Source organism: Nostoc sp. NMS2 (assembly GCF_017115105.1).
Taxonomy (GTDB): domain Bacteria; phylum Cyanobacteriota; class Cyanobacteriia; order Cyanobacteriales; family Nostocaceae; genus Nostoc.
Window position 1 is genome coordinate 1 of record NZ_JABXKH010000025.1, and the last position, 17,437, is coordinate 17,437.

17 protein-coding genes are annotated in these 17,437 nt (G+C 47.6%); 4 read left to right on the top strand and 13 right to left on the bottom strand.

The window, feature by feature from the left end:
• Positions 1 to 129: 129 nt before the first annotated feature.
• A complete protein-coding gene (locus HWQ36_RS01905) occupies positions 130 to 1,023 on the bottom strand; it encodes a M23 family metallopeptidase (RefSeq protein WP_292697504.1) in 894 nt (297 codons plus the stop codon).
• Between the two features lie 302 nt (positions 1,024 to 1,325).
• On the opposite strand from HWQ36_RS01905, the gene HWQ36_RS01910 reads away from it, so the two are divergent.
• Positions 1,326 to 2,534, top strand: coding sequence for an HhoA/HhoB/HtrA family serine endopeptidase (locus HWQ36_RS01910; protein ID WP_292697506.1), 1,209 nt, complete (start codon positions 1,326 to 1,328; stop codon positions 2,532 to 2,534).
• Positions 2,535 to 2,784: 250 nt separating this feature from the next.
• Here HWQ36_RS01910 and HWQ36_RS01915 read toward each other — a convergent pair whose 3' ends face one another.
• The 3 genes from HWQ36_RS01915 to ispD form a co-directional block, all read right to left on the bottom strand.
• Positions 2,785 to 3,132 (bottom strand): DUF760 domain-containing protein, encoded by a 348-nt coding sequence (locus HWQ36_RS01915; protein WP_292697507.1) that lies wholly within the window; start codon positions 3,130 to 3,132, stop codon positions 2,785 to 2,787.
• 233 nt (positions 3,133 to 3,365) lie between these two features.
• Positions 3,366 to 3,908 (bottom strand): SMC-Scp complex subunit ScpB, encoded by a 543-nt coding sequence (scpB, locus tag HWQ36_RS01920; RefSeq protein ID WP_292697508.1) that lies wholly within the window; start codon positions 3,906 to 3,908, stop codon positions 3,366 to 3,368.
• A gap of 326 nt (positions 3,909 to 4,234) precedes the next feature.
• Entirely contained in the window at positions 4,235 to 4,918 is a 684-nt protein-coding gene (gene ispD / locus HWQ36_RS01925; protein WP_292697510.1) for a 2-C-methyl-D-erythritol 4-phosphate cytidylyltransferase, read from the bottom strand.
• Positions 4,919 to 4,987: 69 nt separating this feature from the next.
• Here ispD and HWQ36_RS01930 point away from each other — a divergent pair, with 69 nt between their 5' ends.
• Positions 4,988 to 5,947, top strand: a complete 960-nt coding sequence (locus HWQ36_RS01930) for a glycosyltransferase family 9 protein (protein WP_292697512.1) — start codon at positions 4,988 to 4,990, stop codon at positions 5,945 to 5,947.
• 249 nt (positions 5,948 to 6,196) lie between these two features.
• Here HWQ36_RS01930 and HWQ36_RS01935 read toward each other — a convergent pair whose 3' ends face one another.
• The 8 genes from HWQ36_RS01935 to HWQ36_RS01970 form a co-directional block, all read right to left on the bottom strand.
• Positions 6,197 to 6,682, bottom strand: coding sequence for a CRR6 family NdhI maturation factor (locus HWQ36_RS01935; RefSeq protein WP_292697513.1), 486 nt, complete (start codon positions 6,680 to 6,682; stop codon positions 6,197 to 6,199).
• 313 nt (positions 6,683 to 6,995) lie between these two features.
• On the bottom strand, positions 6,996 to 8,003 hold the full coding sequence (locus HWQ36_RS01940; RefSeq protein ID WP_292697514.1) for an aldo/keto reductase: 1,008 nt from the start codon (positions 8,001 to 8,003) through the stop codon (positions 6,996 to 6,998).
• A gap of 169 nt (positions 8,004 to 8,172) precedes the next feature.
• Positions 8,173 to 9,009, bottom strand: coding sequence for an SDR family NAD(P)-dependent oxidoreductase (locus HWQ36_RS01945; protein WP_292697515.1), 837 nt, complete (start codon positions 9,007 to 9,009; stop codon positions 8,173 to 8,175).
• Between the two features lie 316 nt (positions 9,010 to 9,325).
• A complete protein-coding gene (locus HWQ36_RS01950) occupies positions 9,326 to 10,057 on the bottom strand; it encodes a carboxymuconolactone decarboxylase family protein (RefSeq protein WP_292697517.1) in 732 nt (243 codons plus the stop codon).
• A gap of 49 nt (positions 10,058 to 10,106) precedes the next feature.
• Positions 10,107 to 10,565: an aldo/keto reductase gene (locus tag HWQ36_RS01955; protein WP_292697519.1), complete on the bottom strand. Its 459-nt coding sequence runs from the start codon at positions 10,563 to 10,565 to the stop codon at positions 10,107 to 10,109.
• A gap of 57 nt (positions 10,566 to 10,622) precedes the next feature.
• Positions 10,623 to 11,267 carry a TMEM175 family protein gene (locus HWQ36_RS01960; protein WP_292697521.1) on the bottom strand — a complete coding sequence of 215 codons (645 nt, stop codon included), beginning with the start codon at positions 11,265 to 11,267 and terminating at the stop codon, positions 10,623 to 10,625.
• 71 nt (positions 11,268 to 11,338) lie between these two features.
• Positions 11,339 to 11,665: a zinc-binding dehydrogenase gene (locus tag HWQ36_RS34310; RefSeq protein ID WP_366828237.1), complete on the bottom strand. Its 327-nt coding sequence runs from the start codon at positions 11,663 to 11,665 to the stop codon at positions 11,339 to 11,341.
• 12 nt (positions 11,666 to 11,677) lie between these two features.
• Positions 11,678 to 12,115 carry a cupin domain-containing protein gene (locus tag HWQ36_RS01970; RefSeq protein ID WP_292697525.1) on the bottom strand — a complete coding sequence of 146 codons (438 nt, stop codon included), beginning with the start codon at positions 12,113 to 12,115 and terminating at the stop codon, positions 11,678 to 11,680.
• Between the two features lie 182 nt (positions 12,116 to 12,297).
• On the opposite strand from HWQ36_RS01970, the gene HWQ36_RS01975 reads away from it, so the two are divergent.
• Together HWQ36_RS01975 and HWQ36_RS01980 are read left to right on the top strand one after the other, a co-directional pair.
• Positions 12,298 to 13,287, top strand: coding sequence for an AraC family transcriptional regulator (locus HWQ36_RS01975; protein WP_292697527.1), 990 nt, complete (start codon positions 12,298 to 12,300; stop codon positions 13,285 to 13,287).
• Positions 13,288 to 13,849: 562 nt separating this feature from the next.
• Entirely contained in the window at positions 13,850 to 14,296 is a 447-nt protein-coding gene (locus HWQ36_RS01980) for a Fur family transcriptional regulator (protein ID WP_292697529.1), read from the top strand.
• An 85-nt stretch (positions 14,297 to 14,381) separates the two neighbouring features.
• Here HWQ36_RS01980 and HWQ36_RS01985 read toward each other — a convergent pair whose 3' ends face one another.
• Positions 14,382 to 17,411: a pentapeptide repeat-containing protein gene (locus tag HWQ36_RS01985; protein ID WP_292697531.1), complete on the bottom strand. Its 3,030-nt coding sequence runs from the start codon at positions 17,409 to 17,411 to the stop codon at positions 14,382 to 14,384.
• Between the last annotated feature and the right edge of the window lie 26 nt (positions 17,412 to 17,437).

Below are 17,437 nucleotides of genomic sequence, written 5' to 3' on the forward strand. Positions count from 1 at the left end.
TCAATAATTCCCCCTTGTCCCCCTTGTCCCCCTTGTCCCCCTTGTCCTCCTTGTCTCCCTGCTCCCGGTTGGTGAGCGAAGTCGAACCACATCTCCCTCATCTCCCTTGCCCCCTTATTCCCTATTCCCTCATTTCTTCAAATACTCCTTTGGATCTTGCGCTACCCAACCCAGAGATGAGCTAGAACGCACTTCAAAATGGAGATGCGGTTGAGTGGAAGTTGGTTTTCCACTAGTGCCTACTGTTCCTAGTAAGTCTCCTTTTTTGACTTGCTGACCGACAGTAACTTTGATGCTGTCAAGCTGGGCGTAGCGGCTTTGAAGTCCGCCACTGTGGTTAATGATGACCAACTTGCCATAAGAACCTTGGTCATTAGCAAAGGCTACGGTTCCAGGAGCGATCGCTAACACATTACTACCAACTGGTGCTAATAAGTCAACACCACTGTGGAAGAAAACTTCACCTGTTGACGGATTAATTTGCCATCCATAAGCTAATCCGACATTTGCCACTTGTGCCAAGGGATATCCAGACAGGGATGCACGGTTTGGCGTAGCTGTATCAGTGAGTAAAGGGGACTTAGTTACAACACCATTGGGCGACCAATTTACCCCCGGAACAAACACGATTCTGGGGTTTTGTTGGCAGCCATTCACTTCAAAAAGGCTATCAGCACGAACTTTGTATTGTACTGCCACTTGTCGCCAAGTTTGACCGCGAGGCACTTCAACTACAATCCCATTGTAGGGAGGAATTTGAAGCACACTACCAACGGCTGCGATCGCGCCATTCTGCAAAGCTGGATTCATGCCAATAATAGTTGTAGGTATGAGATTGTAGCGCTGCGCTATGCTCTCCAAAGTTTCGCCACGAACAACTTTATGGCGTTGGAAGCGAGATAGGGCTGGAATCGGGCAACCACCTACAGCAGCGTTAGCACTGTTCAAGTTTGGCAGTATGCTTACTAGGCCCAAGGCGCTAACTAGGCTACAGAGAAACAGTTGACGAAAGGGTAAAGTCATGTATACAGGTCAAAAGCGCATTAACTTTAAATTTTAGATGGAGAGTGTGGGAAGTGGGGAGATCGGGGGCAGGGGGCAGGGGGCAGGGGGCAGGGGGCAGGGAGCAGGGGGCAGGGAGAAGGGAGAAGGGAGAAGGGAGAAGGGAGCAGGGGGCAGGGGGCAGGGGGAGAAGAATTAATAACCAGTCTCCAATGACAAATGACAAATGACAAATGACTAAATAAATTGATCTGTCCACTTGCCGTTAGCTTGACTACACTTAGAAATTAGCAACTGCATTGCTGTCCTTAAGCAGAATTATTATGAAGTTATCTTTAAAGCAACTAGGCGTTTATTTGTTCTTACTGGTATTTGGCTGTGGTGCAGGTTTGTTTGGCAGTCGCTATCTGCTGCTACAAAATCCCTCATTCCAACAGTTAAGAAATGTGACAATGGCTTCGCCTCCAGAATCTGTAGTGCCAAATTCTCCTAACGGAGCAATTGGGGCTACTGGAGGCGATAATGTGAATTTTATTGCGACGGCAGTGCAAAAAGTTGGCCCGGCTGTGGTGCGAATTAATGCCACTCGCAAAGTTGCCAATCCCATCTCTGATGCGTTGAAAAATCCGCTCTTGCGGCGATTCTTTGGAGAGGATGAGCAACCAATTCCTGAAGAACGGATTGAGCGCGGTACAGGATCGGGATTTATTTTGAGCGAGGATGGGGAATTACTCACTAACGCTCATGTAGTAGCAGATACAGATACAGTACAAGTCACCCTCAAGGATGGTCGAAGTTTAGAGGGGAAGGTGATAGGAGTTGATGCTGTGACAGATGTGGCAGTGGTGAAAATTAAAGCGAATCATTTACCGACTGTGAAACTGGGCAATTCGCAAAACTTAATACCAGGACAGTGGGCGATCGCAATTGGCAACCCTCTAGGTTTAGATAATACTGTCACTATCGGCATTATCAGCGCTACCGATCGCACCAGCACTCAAGTTGGTGTCCCAGATAAGCGAGTCAGCTTTATCCAAACTGATGCCGCAATTAACCCTGGTAATTCCGGTGGCCCCTTATTAAACGCCCAAGGTGAAGTAATTGGTGTTAACACTGCCATCCGCGCTGATGCTCAAGGACTTGGTTTTGCCATCCCCATTGAAACCGCCGCCCGCATTGCCAATGAACTTTTTACCAAAGGGCGTGTGGAACATCCCTACTTGGGTATTGAAATGGCAGACCTTTCTCCCATCAGAAAACAGCAGATTAATCAAGAAAATCAACTGAACATTCAGCAGGATGTTGGGATTGTGATTAAAGGAGTTACAGGAGATTCCCCAGCCAAGCGCGGAGGATTGCTGCCTGGAGACGTAATTCAAAAAGTTAACGGTAAACCAGTCAAAACCTCAGCCCAAGTTCAGAAGCTGGTAGAGTCCAGCAAAGTTGGGGACATAATAGCTATCGAAGTCAATCGTAGCGGGAAAATTCAAGCCTTCAAAGTACAATCAGGAGCTTATCCTGAAAGAAAATAGTCAAAATAATTCGTAATTCGTAGTTACAAGACGTTCGCGGACTCGCTCTAAGCGAAAATATGCCCACGGCTTTACGCTGCGCTATCAGTAGAAGCTTTAATTCTCCACTGTCATGTTGCCCACCAAATCAGATATTTTGGTGGTAGCTCATGCCCTCTTAATTACGAATTACGAACTTGTACTGAGCGTAGCCGAAGTATTACGAATTACGAATTATTTTGTCAATAGTCCCAGAATGTTTGACTATTGACTATTGACCATTAGACAAATGCTCTAACTGCATTCTTTGTTCCATCTGACGCAGAAAATACCCCGTCATCATGGCCGACGCTAGAAGCCCAGCTAAGTTATCCCGATCTGTTGTGATTTGCACGTTGAAATTTTCTGCTGGGAGCATTCCCACTAGCCCTTGGACATTTTGCGAGATGATTTGTTTAATTTCAGGGCTGGCGGATTGAGCAATCCTCGCTAAAACATCAGGAGACTGATGTTGTAGATATTTGAGTAACTGATTGGGGTATTCGTCAGAGTGGTCGGAAAGAAGTTGATTAGGGTGTTCCTCGGAGTTGTCATTTAAAAAGTCAGGATTAAACACCATTGGCAGTTTTATTTAGCTTAATTGCTAACTCTACTTTAAACCATAGTACAAGGCTAGCGCATTCACCACGGGTATAAGTCTTGGGGATTGGGAATAGGGAATTGGGCATTGGGAATTGGCATGAAGAAGAGACAAGGGAGACAAGGAAGAGGGGGGAGACAAGGGAGAGACTTATTCAATAATTCCCCCTTGTCCTCCTTGTCCTCCTTGTCCTCCTTGTCTCCCTCATCCCCCTATTCCCCACTCCCCACTCCCTTTAGCTCTAGTTCTAGTTCTAATTGTTCTTCCTTTTGACTGGTGGAAAGTATTTGTGGAAGTTGTTCGATTTGGAAATACTGATGGAATTTTGGGGTTACTTGGAGTGAGTAGGAGCGAGAATCGCTGTCTCGACGTTTGCGGATAAAACCAAGTTCTACGAGTTCTGGAACGTGTTGATATACTCCTGAACCGCGCAAGTTAATCAAGTCGCTTTGGAGTATGGGACTATTGAGAGCGATCGCTGCTAAAGTCCGCAATGCACCTACACCCAACTCTACTGGTATCATCGTTTGCACTAAATCATGAAAATCAGACCGGAGTTGCAAACTATAACCATCTGGGGTTTCTACTACCTCTAGGGCGCTATCTCGGTGGGCATAATTGTCCATGAGTTCAATTATGCCTTCTTTGACTGCGGCGCGATCGCACGCAGCATACTCGGCGATTTCGCCGAGCGACAAAGGTTTACCCTTTAAATAGAGAATTGCTTCTATCTTCGTCGCTGTGGCTGTAATCATTTAGTCATTAGTCATTAGTCACTTGTACTGAGCGTAGTCGAAGTATTGGTCATTAGTACATGACAACTAACAATCAACAAGTGTGTGGCATTATATCGTAAATTGTCAAAATATTGTTAGCCATCAAATTGGAATTGGGAATGGGGAATGGGGCATTGGGCATGAAGAAGAGACAAGGGAGACAAGGAAGAGGGGGGAGACAAGGGAGAGACTTGTTTAATAATTCCTCCTTGTCCCCCTTGTCCCCCTTGTCCCCCTTGTCCCCCTGCCCCCTCACTCCCCCTGCCCCCTGCCCCCTGCTCCCTTGCTCCCTCATCCCCACTCCCTCAAAAGCCTCTAGTTGTGAGAATAAATTCTGCGATCGCTAAATCTTGTGGAGTCGTCACTTTTAAATTTGTCTCCTCTCCTTCGACAATTCGGACTTTAATACCGCACTTTTCAAATAAAGCGGCATCGTCAGTTACTTCCCAACCTTGCCGGACACCTTCAGCATGGCACTGTTTCAACAACTTGACATCAAATCCTTGGGGAGTTTGTGCTGCCCACAATTTTTGTCTGTCGGGTGTTTCTTGAATTATGCCTTGTTCATCGACAACTTTTATGGTGTCTTTGACGGGTACACCAGCAATTAAACCGGGACAGTGGCGAATGGCTTGGGCACAAGAGTTAAATAAATCTGGTGTGGCGAGACATCTAGCACCATCGTGAATTAACACTTGTTCTGCGGCTACTGGCAAAGCTTGCAAGCCATTGTAAACAGATTCTTGGCGGGTAGAACCACCTTGAATCAATTCCACTGGTTTAGTGAGCTTGAGATCGGCGAGAATTGCGCTGAAATCTGGCCAATCGGTAGGCTGAGAAATAATCCCGATCCAACTGATTGTATTTGCGGCTTCTGCGGCTAATAGAGTCCAAGCAATAATTGGTTGCGATCGCACTCTTAGCAGCAGTTTATTGCGGTTACTACCCATTCTTTTTCCGATTCCCGCAGCTGGAATTAGTAAATACACAGAATTCCTCAATCTTTAAGCTATATATTTTCCCCTAAAATAGGGAGCGAGTAAGCGTCAATAAATATTATGCGAGTAGTAGCCCTTGTACCTGGCGGAATTGGCGACCAAATTCTCTTCTTTCCGACTCTAGATGACCTGAAGCGCAATTACCCTGACGCTCAGATAGATGTCGTTGTTGAACCCCAGTCAAAGGCTGCCTACCGAGTGAGCAAGTCAGTTCACGAGGTGCTGAACTTTGATTTTCACGACCGTAATAGTCTGGCAGATTGGGGTAACTTGGTAGGGACAATTCGCGATCGCGAATACGATGTTGTCATTGCTGTGAAGCAAATTTGGTTGCTGGGTCTTTTACTCTGGTTGACAGGAATTCCCATACGTATTGGCTACAAAGGCAAAGGTTCGGTTTTTCTGACCCATGCTGTGCCATTTAAACCATCCCAGTATGCGGCGGCAGTATATCACGATTTGCTGCAACCATTGGAAATAAATAGCCCTGTCCCAGAGTTAGCAGTAAATGTGCCAAAACCTGATATTGAGTGGGCACAAAAGGAACAGAAACGTTTAGGGGTACATGAAACAGGCTATATCTTGATTCATGGTGGCTCTGGCCAGTTATCACAGGCTAAAGAACTGGATAAAATCTACCCTGTCGAAAGTTGGCATCAAATTATTCAAGGCTTCCAAGATAAGCAGCCGGATCTGCCTGTAGTGGTTGTTAAGGGAACTGACGATGAACAGTTTGTGCGATCGCTTCTGGGGTCTTCTCCAGATATCAAGGTGACTGCCCCAGATGATATTGGCAAGTTAACTGCTATGATCGCCGGAGCAAATTTGATGTTGTCTACTGATAGTCCGGCACTACAACTGAGTGTTGCAGTCCAAACCTATACCATCGCCCTATTTGGCCCCACCGATCCAGCTAAGTTGTTGCCGAAAAACGATAAATTTCTGGCGATTACATCCCCCACGGGAAAAACGGCGGATGTTTCACCAAACGCAGTTTTAGAGAAAATTTGGGGTGGCTAAACCAGCAGTTTGTCCCAATTTCTGCAATTAGTCTATTGGATATCCAATTTAGTCATGCGTTTGTTGAATGACCGCAAAACCTGGTTGTGACAGCTAGATTTTGCGGTTATTTCAGTATTTACAGAAGAATTCAGAAGTCAGAATCAATACGCTCTCTACGAGACACTGTTCTATCCAACGGTCACACAGAATTTATACTGTTCGCGGATGCCGGAGGCATTATTCTGGCTCCTGACTCCTGAATTCTGATTAAAATATCTCAAAAAAAGCATCATCTAATTCATAACCCAGCATTTGGGCCATAGACTTCAGCCGCGATAGGCTGGGGATATCCTGCTGTTTGAGCCAATCGCCTAAGACAAAGATTTTGTGCATCAAAAATATTTCTAAGGCTTCAGGATTGTACTGAATGCCATCTTGGGAACTGAACTGGTGTGGTACTAGCATGGCGGCATAACGAGCAAATTCTCCAGCTTTCCAATCTAGTAAAAATGCTAACCAGGGGTATTTGGCATCTAGGCGCACAAACCACAGCCGGATTTCTGGAATTTCTGAGAGTTCGCGTGGATCGCCAGGTTCGAGATCGTAATTGATATCAAAGCGTAGTTGCTGTTCATGGGATGCAACCCCATCTTGCAGCATTTGTTCAATCACCGTTGAAGCAGGCGACAGATCCAGATTGTTAATGAAGTCATTATTGAGTGCGATCGCAATTGTCTTTGACTCAGCAGCCACTTTCTTTTTGCTCAACTTTAGGATCGACAATCTACAGTAGCAGCTTTCAGGGATTGACGCTACATTGACCTTGAGAAATTAATCGCGCGTTCCCATAAGCGTCCGGCGCGATCTCTCGTGGCAGCGTTAACTGAACACCACCTCATACCCCACACGGGCGAAGAGCGTCCCAAGTTTCCCACCCATCAATCCCGAACCTAGAATGCCAACTCGCATACTGCTCTCTCGTCTATCGCTGCCAGCTATCTGCCTTGCACGTGTTACCTTGCTTAGTGAGCTACGGAATGCAAGCAGAGAACACATTTTTTGCCGTTCAGCGACCGGTCATTTGCTCCAGCTTTTCGGGATACCGAGCGCCTTGCACCGCGATCTTGGAAGCGGCATCATCGATGTCACGCAGATCGTCGGGCGTGAGTTCGACTGAGACTGCCCCGATGTTTTCGTCCAAGCGATCCAGCTTCGTGGTGCCTGGGATCGGAACAATCCACGGCTTCTGGGCCAGCAGCCAGGCGATCGCGATCTGAGCAGGTGTCGCCTGCTTCTGTTCTGCAATGCTGCCGAGCAGATTAATCAGGGCTTGATTTGCCTTGAGAGCTAGGGGCGTGAAGCGAGGCAGGGTGCTGCGGAAGTCGGAGCTGTCAAAGGTCGCATTTTCGTCGATCTTGCCAGTGAGAAAGCCCTTCCCCAGAGGGCTGTACGGGACAAAGCCGATTCCGAGCTCTTCAAGGGTTTGTATCACTTCCTTTTCAGGAGTCCTCGTCCACAGTGAGTATTCGCTCTGGAGAGCAGTGATCGGCTGAACCGCGTGTGCGCGACGGATCGTTTGCACTCCTGCTTCCGAGAGTCCAAAGTGCTTAACTTTACCTTGCTGAATCAGTTCCTTCACTGCTCCTGCCACATCTTCAATCGGCACATTCGGATCAACCCGGTGCTGATAGAGTAGGTCGATTGTCTCGACCTTGAGTCGCTTGAGCGAACCCTCCACGGACTGCTTGATATGCTCCGGTCGGCTGTTCAGACCTGGTGAACCCTTCATTCCCCGAGGATCGGAATTAGGACTGATGTCGAACCCGAATTTGGTAGCAATAATCACTTGCCCACGGAAGGGAGCGAGAGCTTCGCCCACAAGCTCTTCATTCAAGAACGGGCCGTAGACCTCGGCGGTGTCAAAGAATGTGATGCCGCGATCGACAGCGGCCCCCAGAAGAGCGGTCATTTCCTGTGTATCTTTGGGCGGACCATAGGAAAAGCTCATTCCCATGCAGCCCAGACCGATAGCCGAGACTTCCAAATTACTGTTTCCAAGTTTGCGCTTCTGCATTTTTTGAACTCCTATCTTTGAATTAAAGGTCGAAACTGTCTTACTCTAAGATCGGGTCTGGTATTGTTCGTCGCTGACCTTTTCCATCCAGTCGGCGGTCTTGCCGTCGAGTTCTGAATGGCGATGTGCGTCATGCGTGGATTTGATGATGATACTTTTTGGGCGATCGCTAGAATGAACCGTCCGTTGATTTCGATAGCTCTTCATTAGCGCGCGTCGCCTGCAACCGTTCCTCGACAGCCGGCGCGATCGCCGCAAGGGCATCACTTCCGGCAACGAACAGCTTCGGCGGATTCTCCATCCCGGCGATTTTGACCAGAGCATCGCCCAACTTTGCCGGATCGCCCTGCTGTGTACCGTGATAAGGCGACCACATCTCTTGGACGTTGCCCTCAGCTGCGTAGTCCTCGATGACATTACTCGCCCACGTAATATTGCGGGCATCCAGAAGATCCGTGCGGAAGAAGCCCGGCTCGACCACCGTGATCTTGATGCCGAACTGCTCGATCTCGGTTGCCATCGACAGCGAGAGTCCTTCGACCGCAAACTTCGTCGCACTGTAAGCAGCGCAGTGCTTCAGTCCGACCACGCCGGCAACGGAGCTGATGTTGATGATGTGGCCCGACCTCTGCTGACGCATAACCGGCAGCACGGCACGCATGACGTACACCACACCATAGAAGTTCGTAGCGAACTGGCGTTCGATCTCGGCTGTGGTCATCTCTTCAAAATTACCAAGCAGGCTGTAGCCCGCATTGTTAACCAAAACGTCGATGCGACCGAACCGCTTCACCGCCTCCTCGACGGCTGTTTTCGCCTGTACCTCGTCGGCAACGTCCAACTGGACAAATGCAAGATTCTCGCTTGCAACATCGCGCAAGGCATTACGCACTTTATCGAGGTTTCGGCCAGTCGCGACTACACGGTCACCGGACTGCAATGCCGCCTTGGCGATTCCGGTGCCGATGCCGCTGCCGGCGCCTGTGATAAACCAGACTTTGCTCATAATTATTTTCCTTTTACTCGGACTTAATCAAGCCCTGTATTGTTCATTGCTCGTTATCATCGCCATTATTCCATCGCTACTTCATTCAGGCATTTCAACGCATTCAGTGTTCGGGGATATCCCACCCAGGGCAACAATTGTGTAATTAGATCCAGCAGGATGTCTTTGCTGTTTCCGACATTCAAGTTGCCTTGAACGTGCCCCTTTATCTGTGATTCAACGAAGAGGCAGGGGGAAGGGGGCAGGGAGCGGGGAGAAATGACCCCTGACTCCTGCCGTGTAGCGGAGCGGAACATGTTCTTACGTCCCCCACTTCTCATAAGTGGTTCTCGTTCAGGTGGGGTCGAATCCCCATCTGAACTCTCCCCCCTGCTCCCTGCTCCCTTGCCTCTTTGTCAACCCCGCCCAGAGCAATGAGGATAGACAGTGTGATCAGCTCCCTGACTCTTATGTCTACGCCATTGCGGGTGTAATAATCGCCAAAGCAATTGGCAGACAGAAACCTTTGAATGTGCAGCTGGTTTTTGGGCGATTTCCCTGCGGGAACGCTACGCGAACGCTCATACATTTGATCGATATTCTCGCCGAACACAGCTTTCTGTATTGCCAGTCCTTTGTCGTAGCGGGTTTCCGGGCTGGTGGTCGATTGCCCTTCTAAAGGTAATTGAATGCCCCTGCTGGACATCACTTCATTCGTGGCATGAACGAAGTCAAATGCTTTCGCCATACCCACGTAAGGTACTGACTGATACAGGATCTCTTTGATTTCAATCGGCGTTACTCCGACATTGAGCGCAGCGGCCACCATAACCCTGTATTCGCTTACTGCCTGACTGCCGATGATAGACGCCAGAATCAGCATCACCCTTGTCTTTGTATCCAGCTTGCTGAGAGCAATTACTTCGTCGAAGGCGAAGTTGTCAAAGACTTCGATCAGTTCCGGGTCAGTTACTTTCAGGGTCGATTTGTGGTTTGGAAAGAGTTCCTCATGATTTTTATCTGCCGCTTCACTTATCCTTACAGAGTCCTGCTGCTGTGTATTTGTCATCCGCACCTCCTTATTTGGGTTAAAGTTATATGGTCGATCTGGGTTAAAGTTATAGCCCCCAATGTTTGATTTTGCCTTCACCGATCAAGTCTTTGATGGTTCCGGCTACATCTTCGATCGGCACTTGAGTATCTACGCGGTGCTGGTAATACAAATCGATCGCGTCGGTGTTTAAGCGCTTCAGCGAACCTTCTACGGATTCCCTGATTCCTGATGGATGACTGTCCTGCACCTGCTTACCGTCCTGTAACTTGATGCCGAACTTCGTGGCAATGACGACGCGATCGCGGTAAGGTTTGAGCGCCTCGCCCAGCAATTCTTCATTGGTGAATGGCCCATACATTTCGGCTGTATCAAAAAAGGTGACACCACGTTCTACGGCAGCTTGAAGCAGGGAGATGCTTTCGTTCTTGTCGAGAGTATTACTGTAGGCATAGTTCAGCCCCATACAGCCCAGCCCGATCGCCGAGACTTCTAAGTTGCTGTTGCCAAGTTTGCGTTTTTGCATTGTTTTTTCCTTTAATGTGGAACTGATATTGTTCGCTGTCGATCGATCTCGCCGTTGTCAGTCGCCTTCGCTACGATCGCGGCTTACAGTGCGATCGCCAATGCGGGACGGGGCGATCTCGTGATCCCGGCGAGGCCAGAGATAAAAGACATTGAGGAGAAGGTAGAGCAGCAGTGCTAGCCAGGGCATGACCAGCGCAATTAGGGTGGCAATCGCATAGACGCTCGGACCAAGGAGGAACCGCCGACTGATCTGCCGTGCCTCTTTCGCCGTGAGGTGGGTGCCAAGCAGCCGATGTCCACGAGCTGCGTACCGCCACATCGCAGTGACGAAGATACCGACTACGGTCAAGATTCCACCGTAGAACGCGGCGGCAACAGGCTCGTCCGTTCCACGGTGGAACGCTTCGGCAAGCACGGCGGTTGGAAACGGCAAGAATGCAATCAGCATCAGGTGGAGGACGTTAAGCAGCAACAGCGTTCCATCCACGCGGACGATGTGTTGGAACATGGCATGGTGGTTGATCCAGATTGCGCCGATCACCAGGAAACTCACCACGTAGGCGAGATAGGACGGCCAAAGCTGGAGGAGTTCTGCCCCGAGCGCCGTACCGGGTGGCGGCACTTTGATTTCGAGTACTAGCAAGGTGATCGCGATCGCGAAAACACCATCGCTGAATGCCTCCAAACGGGTAGTATCCACACTCACCTCCTCTCCGAGTAGTTTCCAAGTTCGCGCTTTTGCATTGTGACTCCTTCGATGCTCCACCTCGGTTATGCAGATTTAAGGGATGCCATATCGATCGAGAAGCGGTACTTCACATCAGACTTAAGCAGTCGCTCGTAGGCTTCGTTGACCTTCTGGATGGGAATGACTTCGACATCGGCAGTGATATTGTGTTCCCCGCAAAAATCGAGCATCTCCTGGGTTTCGGCAATGCCGCCGATGTTAGAGCCAGAGAGACTGCGACGACCCACGATCAGGCTGAATGCCGCAATGTCTAGGGGGGTTGGGGAAGCACCGACCAGGGTGAGGTTGCCATCGCGGGTGAGCAGGTTGAGATAGGCGTTGAGGTCGTGCTTGGCGGAAACGGTGTCGATAAATTGATGCTCCTATTTATCTACTTTCGGCGACTGGTATTGCTCGTCGCTGACCTGTTCCATCCAGTCCACGGGCTTGCCGTCGAGCCATTCCTGAATGGCGATGTGCGTCATGGAAGTGGTTGCTGTAGCACCGTGCCAATGCTTCTCACCCGGCGAGATCCAGATCACGTCCCCTGGTCGAATTTGCTCGATCGAGCCGCCCCAGCGCTGTACGAGGCCACAGCCATCTGTCACGATCAGGGTTTGTCCCAACGGGTGGGTATGCCATGCTGTCCGAGCGCCAGGCTCGAATGTGACACTGGCGCCAGATGTGCGTGCTGGATCGTGTGCCTCGAACAGGGGGTCAATGCGGACAGTGCCGGTAAAATACTCAGCCGGCCCTTTGGCGGAAGGCTGTGAGCCACTTCTTTTGATGTCCATTTCCTTAATTCCTTCACTTGATGCCATTTCGGTGGCTAGCAGGCAAGTCTCTTGCCCAATTAAAACTGAGTTTTCTCTTGAATAAAAATCTAGAATGCTGACAAGAAGCCGAAATCATTTTTCCTTTCTTTAGCTTCATCTTAGGCATTTTGGAGGATAAGCAATAGAATGATCGTCTAAGATCGTTGTACAATCCTGCAAACTTAGAAATGAATGCCAAAACGAGTGAAAAGTCCGATATCGATTTAATGAACGACCAGCAGACAAAGCGCGAGGCAGACAGAGCGCAAGCCAACAGAGACGAACTGAAAGAGCGGATTGCACAGACTATTCGTGATGATGGGACGATTGAGCCACTGAAAGGATTGCACTTCAACCGCTCCTCCTCGCCTTCGGAATGCCTTCATAGTGTCTCTATCCCTGCCTTTTGTGCGATCGCTCAGGGCAGCAAAGAAGTTCTTCTGGGCAGCGATCGCTATCAGTACGACCCGATGCATTATCTGCTTGCTACGGTTGAACTGCCGATTGTCAGCCAAATTCTGGAAGCATCCAAGGCGCAACCGTACTTTAGCCTTCGCCTCGATCTCGACCCCACCCTCGTTGGCTCAGTCATGGTCGAGGCAGGGTATCCCTCATCGCGCAGCCGTGCTGATGTGAAAGCCATTGACGTAAGTCCGTTGAATGCAAATCTGTTGGATGCTGTAGTGCGGCTCGTCAGGCTTCTAGATTCCCCTGCTGAAGCTCATGTTCTCGCACCACTGATTAAGCGGGAAATCATTTACCGACTCCTGATGGGAGAGCAAGGTAATCGGCTCCGTCATATTGCAGTTCTGGGTGGCTACACGTACCACATCGCCAGAGCCGTCGAGCGACTTCGTAAAGACTTTAACGAGCCGCTTCGGATTGAAAACATCGCCCGAGAAATGGGAATGAGTGTTTCGGGCTTTCACCATCACTTCAAGTCTGTCACGGCAATGAGTCCCTTGCAGTTCCAGAAGCAACTGCGGCTCCAGGAGGCTCGCCGTCTGATGCTGGGGGAAAACCTTGACGCTACCAGTGCTGCCTACCGAGTGGGTTATGACGATGCCTCGCACTTCAACCGGGAGTACAAGCGCCTCTTTGGTACCCCACCGATGCGCGATGTGGAGCGGCTGCGAGAAGCTGCTAGGGAGACTGCTAGTACCGCAAGGCGGAATTAAAATAATTCGTAATTCGTAATTCGTAATAGAGCCTCCGGCACGCTCCGCGAACGTAATTAAGTAACGCATGGGGGATTTAGACCCCGCCACAAAACTTGCTGCTTTTTAAAGCAGGGGACTTAAACCCCAGTTCGATATCAGCCGCTAGCGATGCCTGCTGAGGGCTACGCCTACGCTACCCACGTAGTTCGGATCTTTACCAGCTTAAATATTACTTTGTTAACGCGATAAATACTGTTGTGCAGCTAGAAATTAATACACGGTTTACATAGTATGCGATTAGCATCAGCCTACTTGGGAAAGGCAACACCTGCCCCAAGGTGGACATTTCCAGCAATTTTAAGTTAAAGTTGTAATGAGTTTGTTTTAGATTAAGGTCTGACAAAGTAGCCATCAACAAGCAAAAAATAGATCGTTATTTATCGCCACCTGTTACTTCTGAAGCATCATAAGCCAAAACACAAGTACAGGTAGAACAATGGTGTGCAATATTATTGCATATATTAAATAAACAATAAAAATTGAAGTGGGAAAATTCCCTTAACAGTTAATAAGCTGTAATATGCAAAAACAAACAATTTCTACAAAACCAATTCGTTCTTTAGAAGATGCGCTGGATAGGTGTCAAATCCTGGGTATGCGCGTCAGTCGTCAGCGTCGCTTTATTCTGGAATTACTTTGGCAAGCAAATGAACATCTTTCTGCTAGAGAGATTTACGATCGCTTGAACCAAGAAGGTAAAGAGATCGGCCATACCTCTGTTTATCAAAATTTAGAAGCATTATCCAGTCAGGGCATTATTGAATGTATTGAACGCTGTGATGGGCGTTTGTACGGCAATATCAGTGACTCTCACAGTCATATTAACTGTGTGGATACAAATCAAATTCTTGATGTTCATGTAGAACTTCCAGAAGATTTGATCCGCAAAATTGAAGAAGAAACCGGAGTGCGAATTACTGACTACAGTATTAACTTTGTTGGCTACCGTAACCCGGAAGAGGGATAGGGAATGGGGAGCAGGGAGCAGGGAGCAGGGGAGATGGGGGAGATGGGGGAGATGAACCGATGCCCAATGCCCAATACCCAGTTCCCTATTCCCCAATGGAGTTATTGCCAAAAACTGTTTCATCATCGACATCATCATCATATAAACCTACGGGTAAAATTGTGCCTTCGGAGCTTTCAATTAGTCCGATCGCAGGGGGTTGGGGTTTGTTCCGATTATTATCTGTGTTTGGCGTAATTTTGACTGTGTTTAAGAAGGGTTGCTGCGATGCCTGCGGCGGTAAACTACGCAAATTTTTCAGTCTTTGAAACGACTCTTGAGAGAACAAGGCACCATTATCAGCAGCTAATTTTTTGCCAGTCTCAGCAAGGATGGCATCAAAGAAGCAGGCGTTAGTGAGATCGGCTGAATTAAGATTTGCTCTGGTAAGGTTAGCTTGTTGGAGATTTGCGCCTGTCAGGTTAGCTTGTTGAAGGTTTGCGCCTGTAAGGTTTGCCTGTTGAAGGTTTGCGCCTGTCAGGTTTGCCTGTTGCAAATTGGCTCCAGCCAAATTAGTCCCAATTAACTCCGCATTGGATAAGTTTGTCTGCTCAAGGTTTACCCCAGTTAACATCACTTGCAGCAAAGAGGCTCCCGATAAATTGAGTCCAGCCAGAGACTTGATTCGGGTTGCAAAGGCACTTTTATGTAGAACGGTTGTTCTAGCAATTAGCACACTCAAAGCCTCTGGATTGAATTCTGTTAAATTGAGCGGATTGCCACAAGGCCAAAAAGGGATTTTGGTTTCTCGGTAACAAGCACAAAGCAATAAAAATACATTCAATCCTACAGCAGCATTCACTTGCTCAACATTCACCGGGTTTTGTAGTGCGTGGAAATGAGTCAAAGCTTTGTGGGCTATCCCTTCGTCTAACCAATAGCCTTGACAGTAAGCACGCCAGAAAGACAAAAGACGTTGAAACAAAACTTCAAAAGAAAACTTGTGCTTTTGTTCGCGGCGTAAAATTGCGATCGCCAGTTCTTCAATTTCCTGGCTCAGTATCCCGTAACCTAGTAAATTGTAAATATGCTGGGCAACGCTACTGGGAGAATCAAGTACAAAAGTGAGGGAACCGTAAGCTTCATTTTGGCACTGAGTTAATAATTTCAACTCAGCAGTCAAAGCCTTAGCACAAAGAAATTCTCCTAACTTAATATGCGAAAACTCAATTAAACTAGTTTTTTCTGAGCTTTCTAAGTCCCGAATTTTAAAATAAAACCCTGGTAGAGGATTAAATTCACCAACCAAATTAATTTCATGACGTTGCGAGTGTAAAATTTTCAGAGCGATCGCTTGCATCCGATCGAGTAAATCTTGGGGATGACGATTAGCAAGTAAATTAGCGATCGCTTCTGGAGTCCGGTGGATATGAGCCGATCCTGAGCGCAGCAGCATCGTTTTAATCCCACCAGTTAGCGGATAGCCCAATAACCATCGACTGAGGCGATGATAAATTTCCCATAGCACAGAAGACTTTGGGGTATTAGCAGCTAGTTGTAATACTTCATCATTTAGCAGTCCGTCGCGGTGTAAAATCCCCAATAAATGCAACATTAGGGGTTGACGAACCAGGGTAGATAATTCTGGAAACCTTGATTGGCTGGTAAATAAGCCTGACTGTTTTAAGAATGTAAAGAAATTTTGAGCGATCGCCAACGATTGGACTTTTGCCCACTGCTGAAACCATTGTTTGAATTCGTCCACATCCAACGGTTGAATGATAATTCGCTTCAATCGTAGGGGGATCTCTGGGGCGATTTCCTGTAATGTTGTTGAGCGGCTCGTTAACACAATTTTGTGTCTATGCTGAGATTGAAAGTTTAGTAATTGCTGAATAAAAATTGCTTTTGCCCTTATACCATGAGCAGAAGGGGGCAATTCATCCAAACCATCCAGCAGCAATAGACAAGGAAGATTTTCTGGCTCTAACCAGGTTGAAAGATTAACATCAAAAGCAGAATTTAGGGTTTCGATTAAAGTTTTGCCATAAGTTACATCCCTTAACCTAATTACTATAGGCATCCAAATAGGGTAAACTTCTTGTGCTATCTGTGCCGCCCAGAGTTGGCAAAAACTGGTTTTTCCATAACCAGGTTCCGACTCAATGATAGCGATCGTTTCTAAATCAGCTAGCTGTTGCTGCGCCCATGTTTTTAAATCAACTGACTTAACAGCTTTTTTATCCACATCAGAAATACTTTCCTCTATTGGTAAGCCTTTTTGTGGCACATAGATATCCTTGAGGGTAAAGGATTCTATAAATAAAGGCATACTGAGGTTTTTAATCAAACTTGCACGGTAATGTTCTCGGTGCAAGTCAATTTTCTCACCAACTGTAGAACCAACTTCTGGAGCGATCAAACTGGGAGATAATGAAATTCCCAAACGGAAAAACTTTTGCAGTTGGGCTAAAGGGGCAGCATTTTCAGTAACCACTATCAATATGTCACCAGGAAGTGAGTGAACTAAACGCTGTGTTAAAAGTTTAGCTTCATATTCTTCTGCACCATTGGCAACAAACCAAGCGATTACAGCATGATTTATTTGTTGCACCAGTAAAGAATCTGCAAATAGAGACAGTGCTTGTTCTGCTTGAGTATCAGTTAATTTACCTGGGCTGAGAGTTTTCAGTAATCCTTGTAGTTGCGAATCTTGGAGGACGAGTTTACCAACATCTTCTTTAAGTACTTGCGCTTGGATTGGTATACTTGCCCGATCTAACCACGGTCTTTTTAAGCTTGCTTCCTGCTCTAAAATTGCTTGCAAAGCCTGGAGATAGGCAATTTGGAACGCTAGCCATGTGCCCTCGTTACGTTTTAACGGTTTTTTTTGGCTAAGGCTACGCAACAGGTTTTCTGTCAACTGCGAAATCACATTGATTTCTTGCCAAACAATCTCTAAAGGCAGTTCTAAAACCTCTACCAAGGTACAGATATCAAAAGGCATGAGGCTTTTGACTTCCATATCCTGAACAATCCGGTAGGCAATACCTGCCAATTGCCCCGCCGAAAATCCTCTGATTTGATTGATTGCGATATAGCGTTCTGCCAACCAGTGCCGGATACTCAAGTTCATTTAATTACACAGTGACGGCTGTTTAT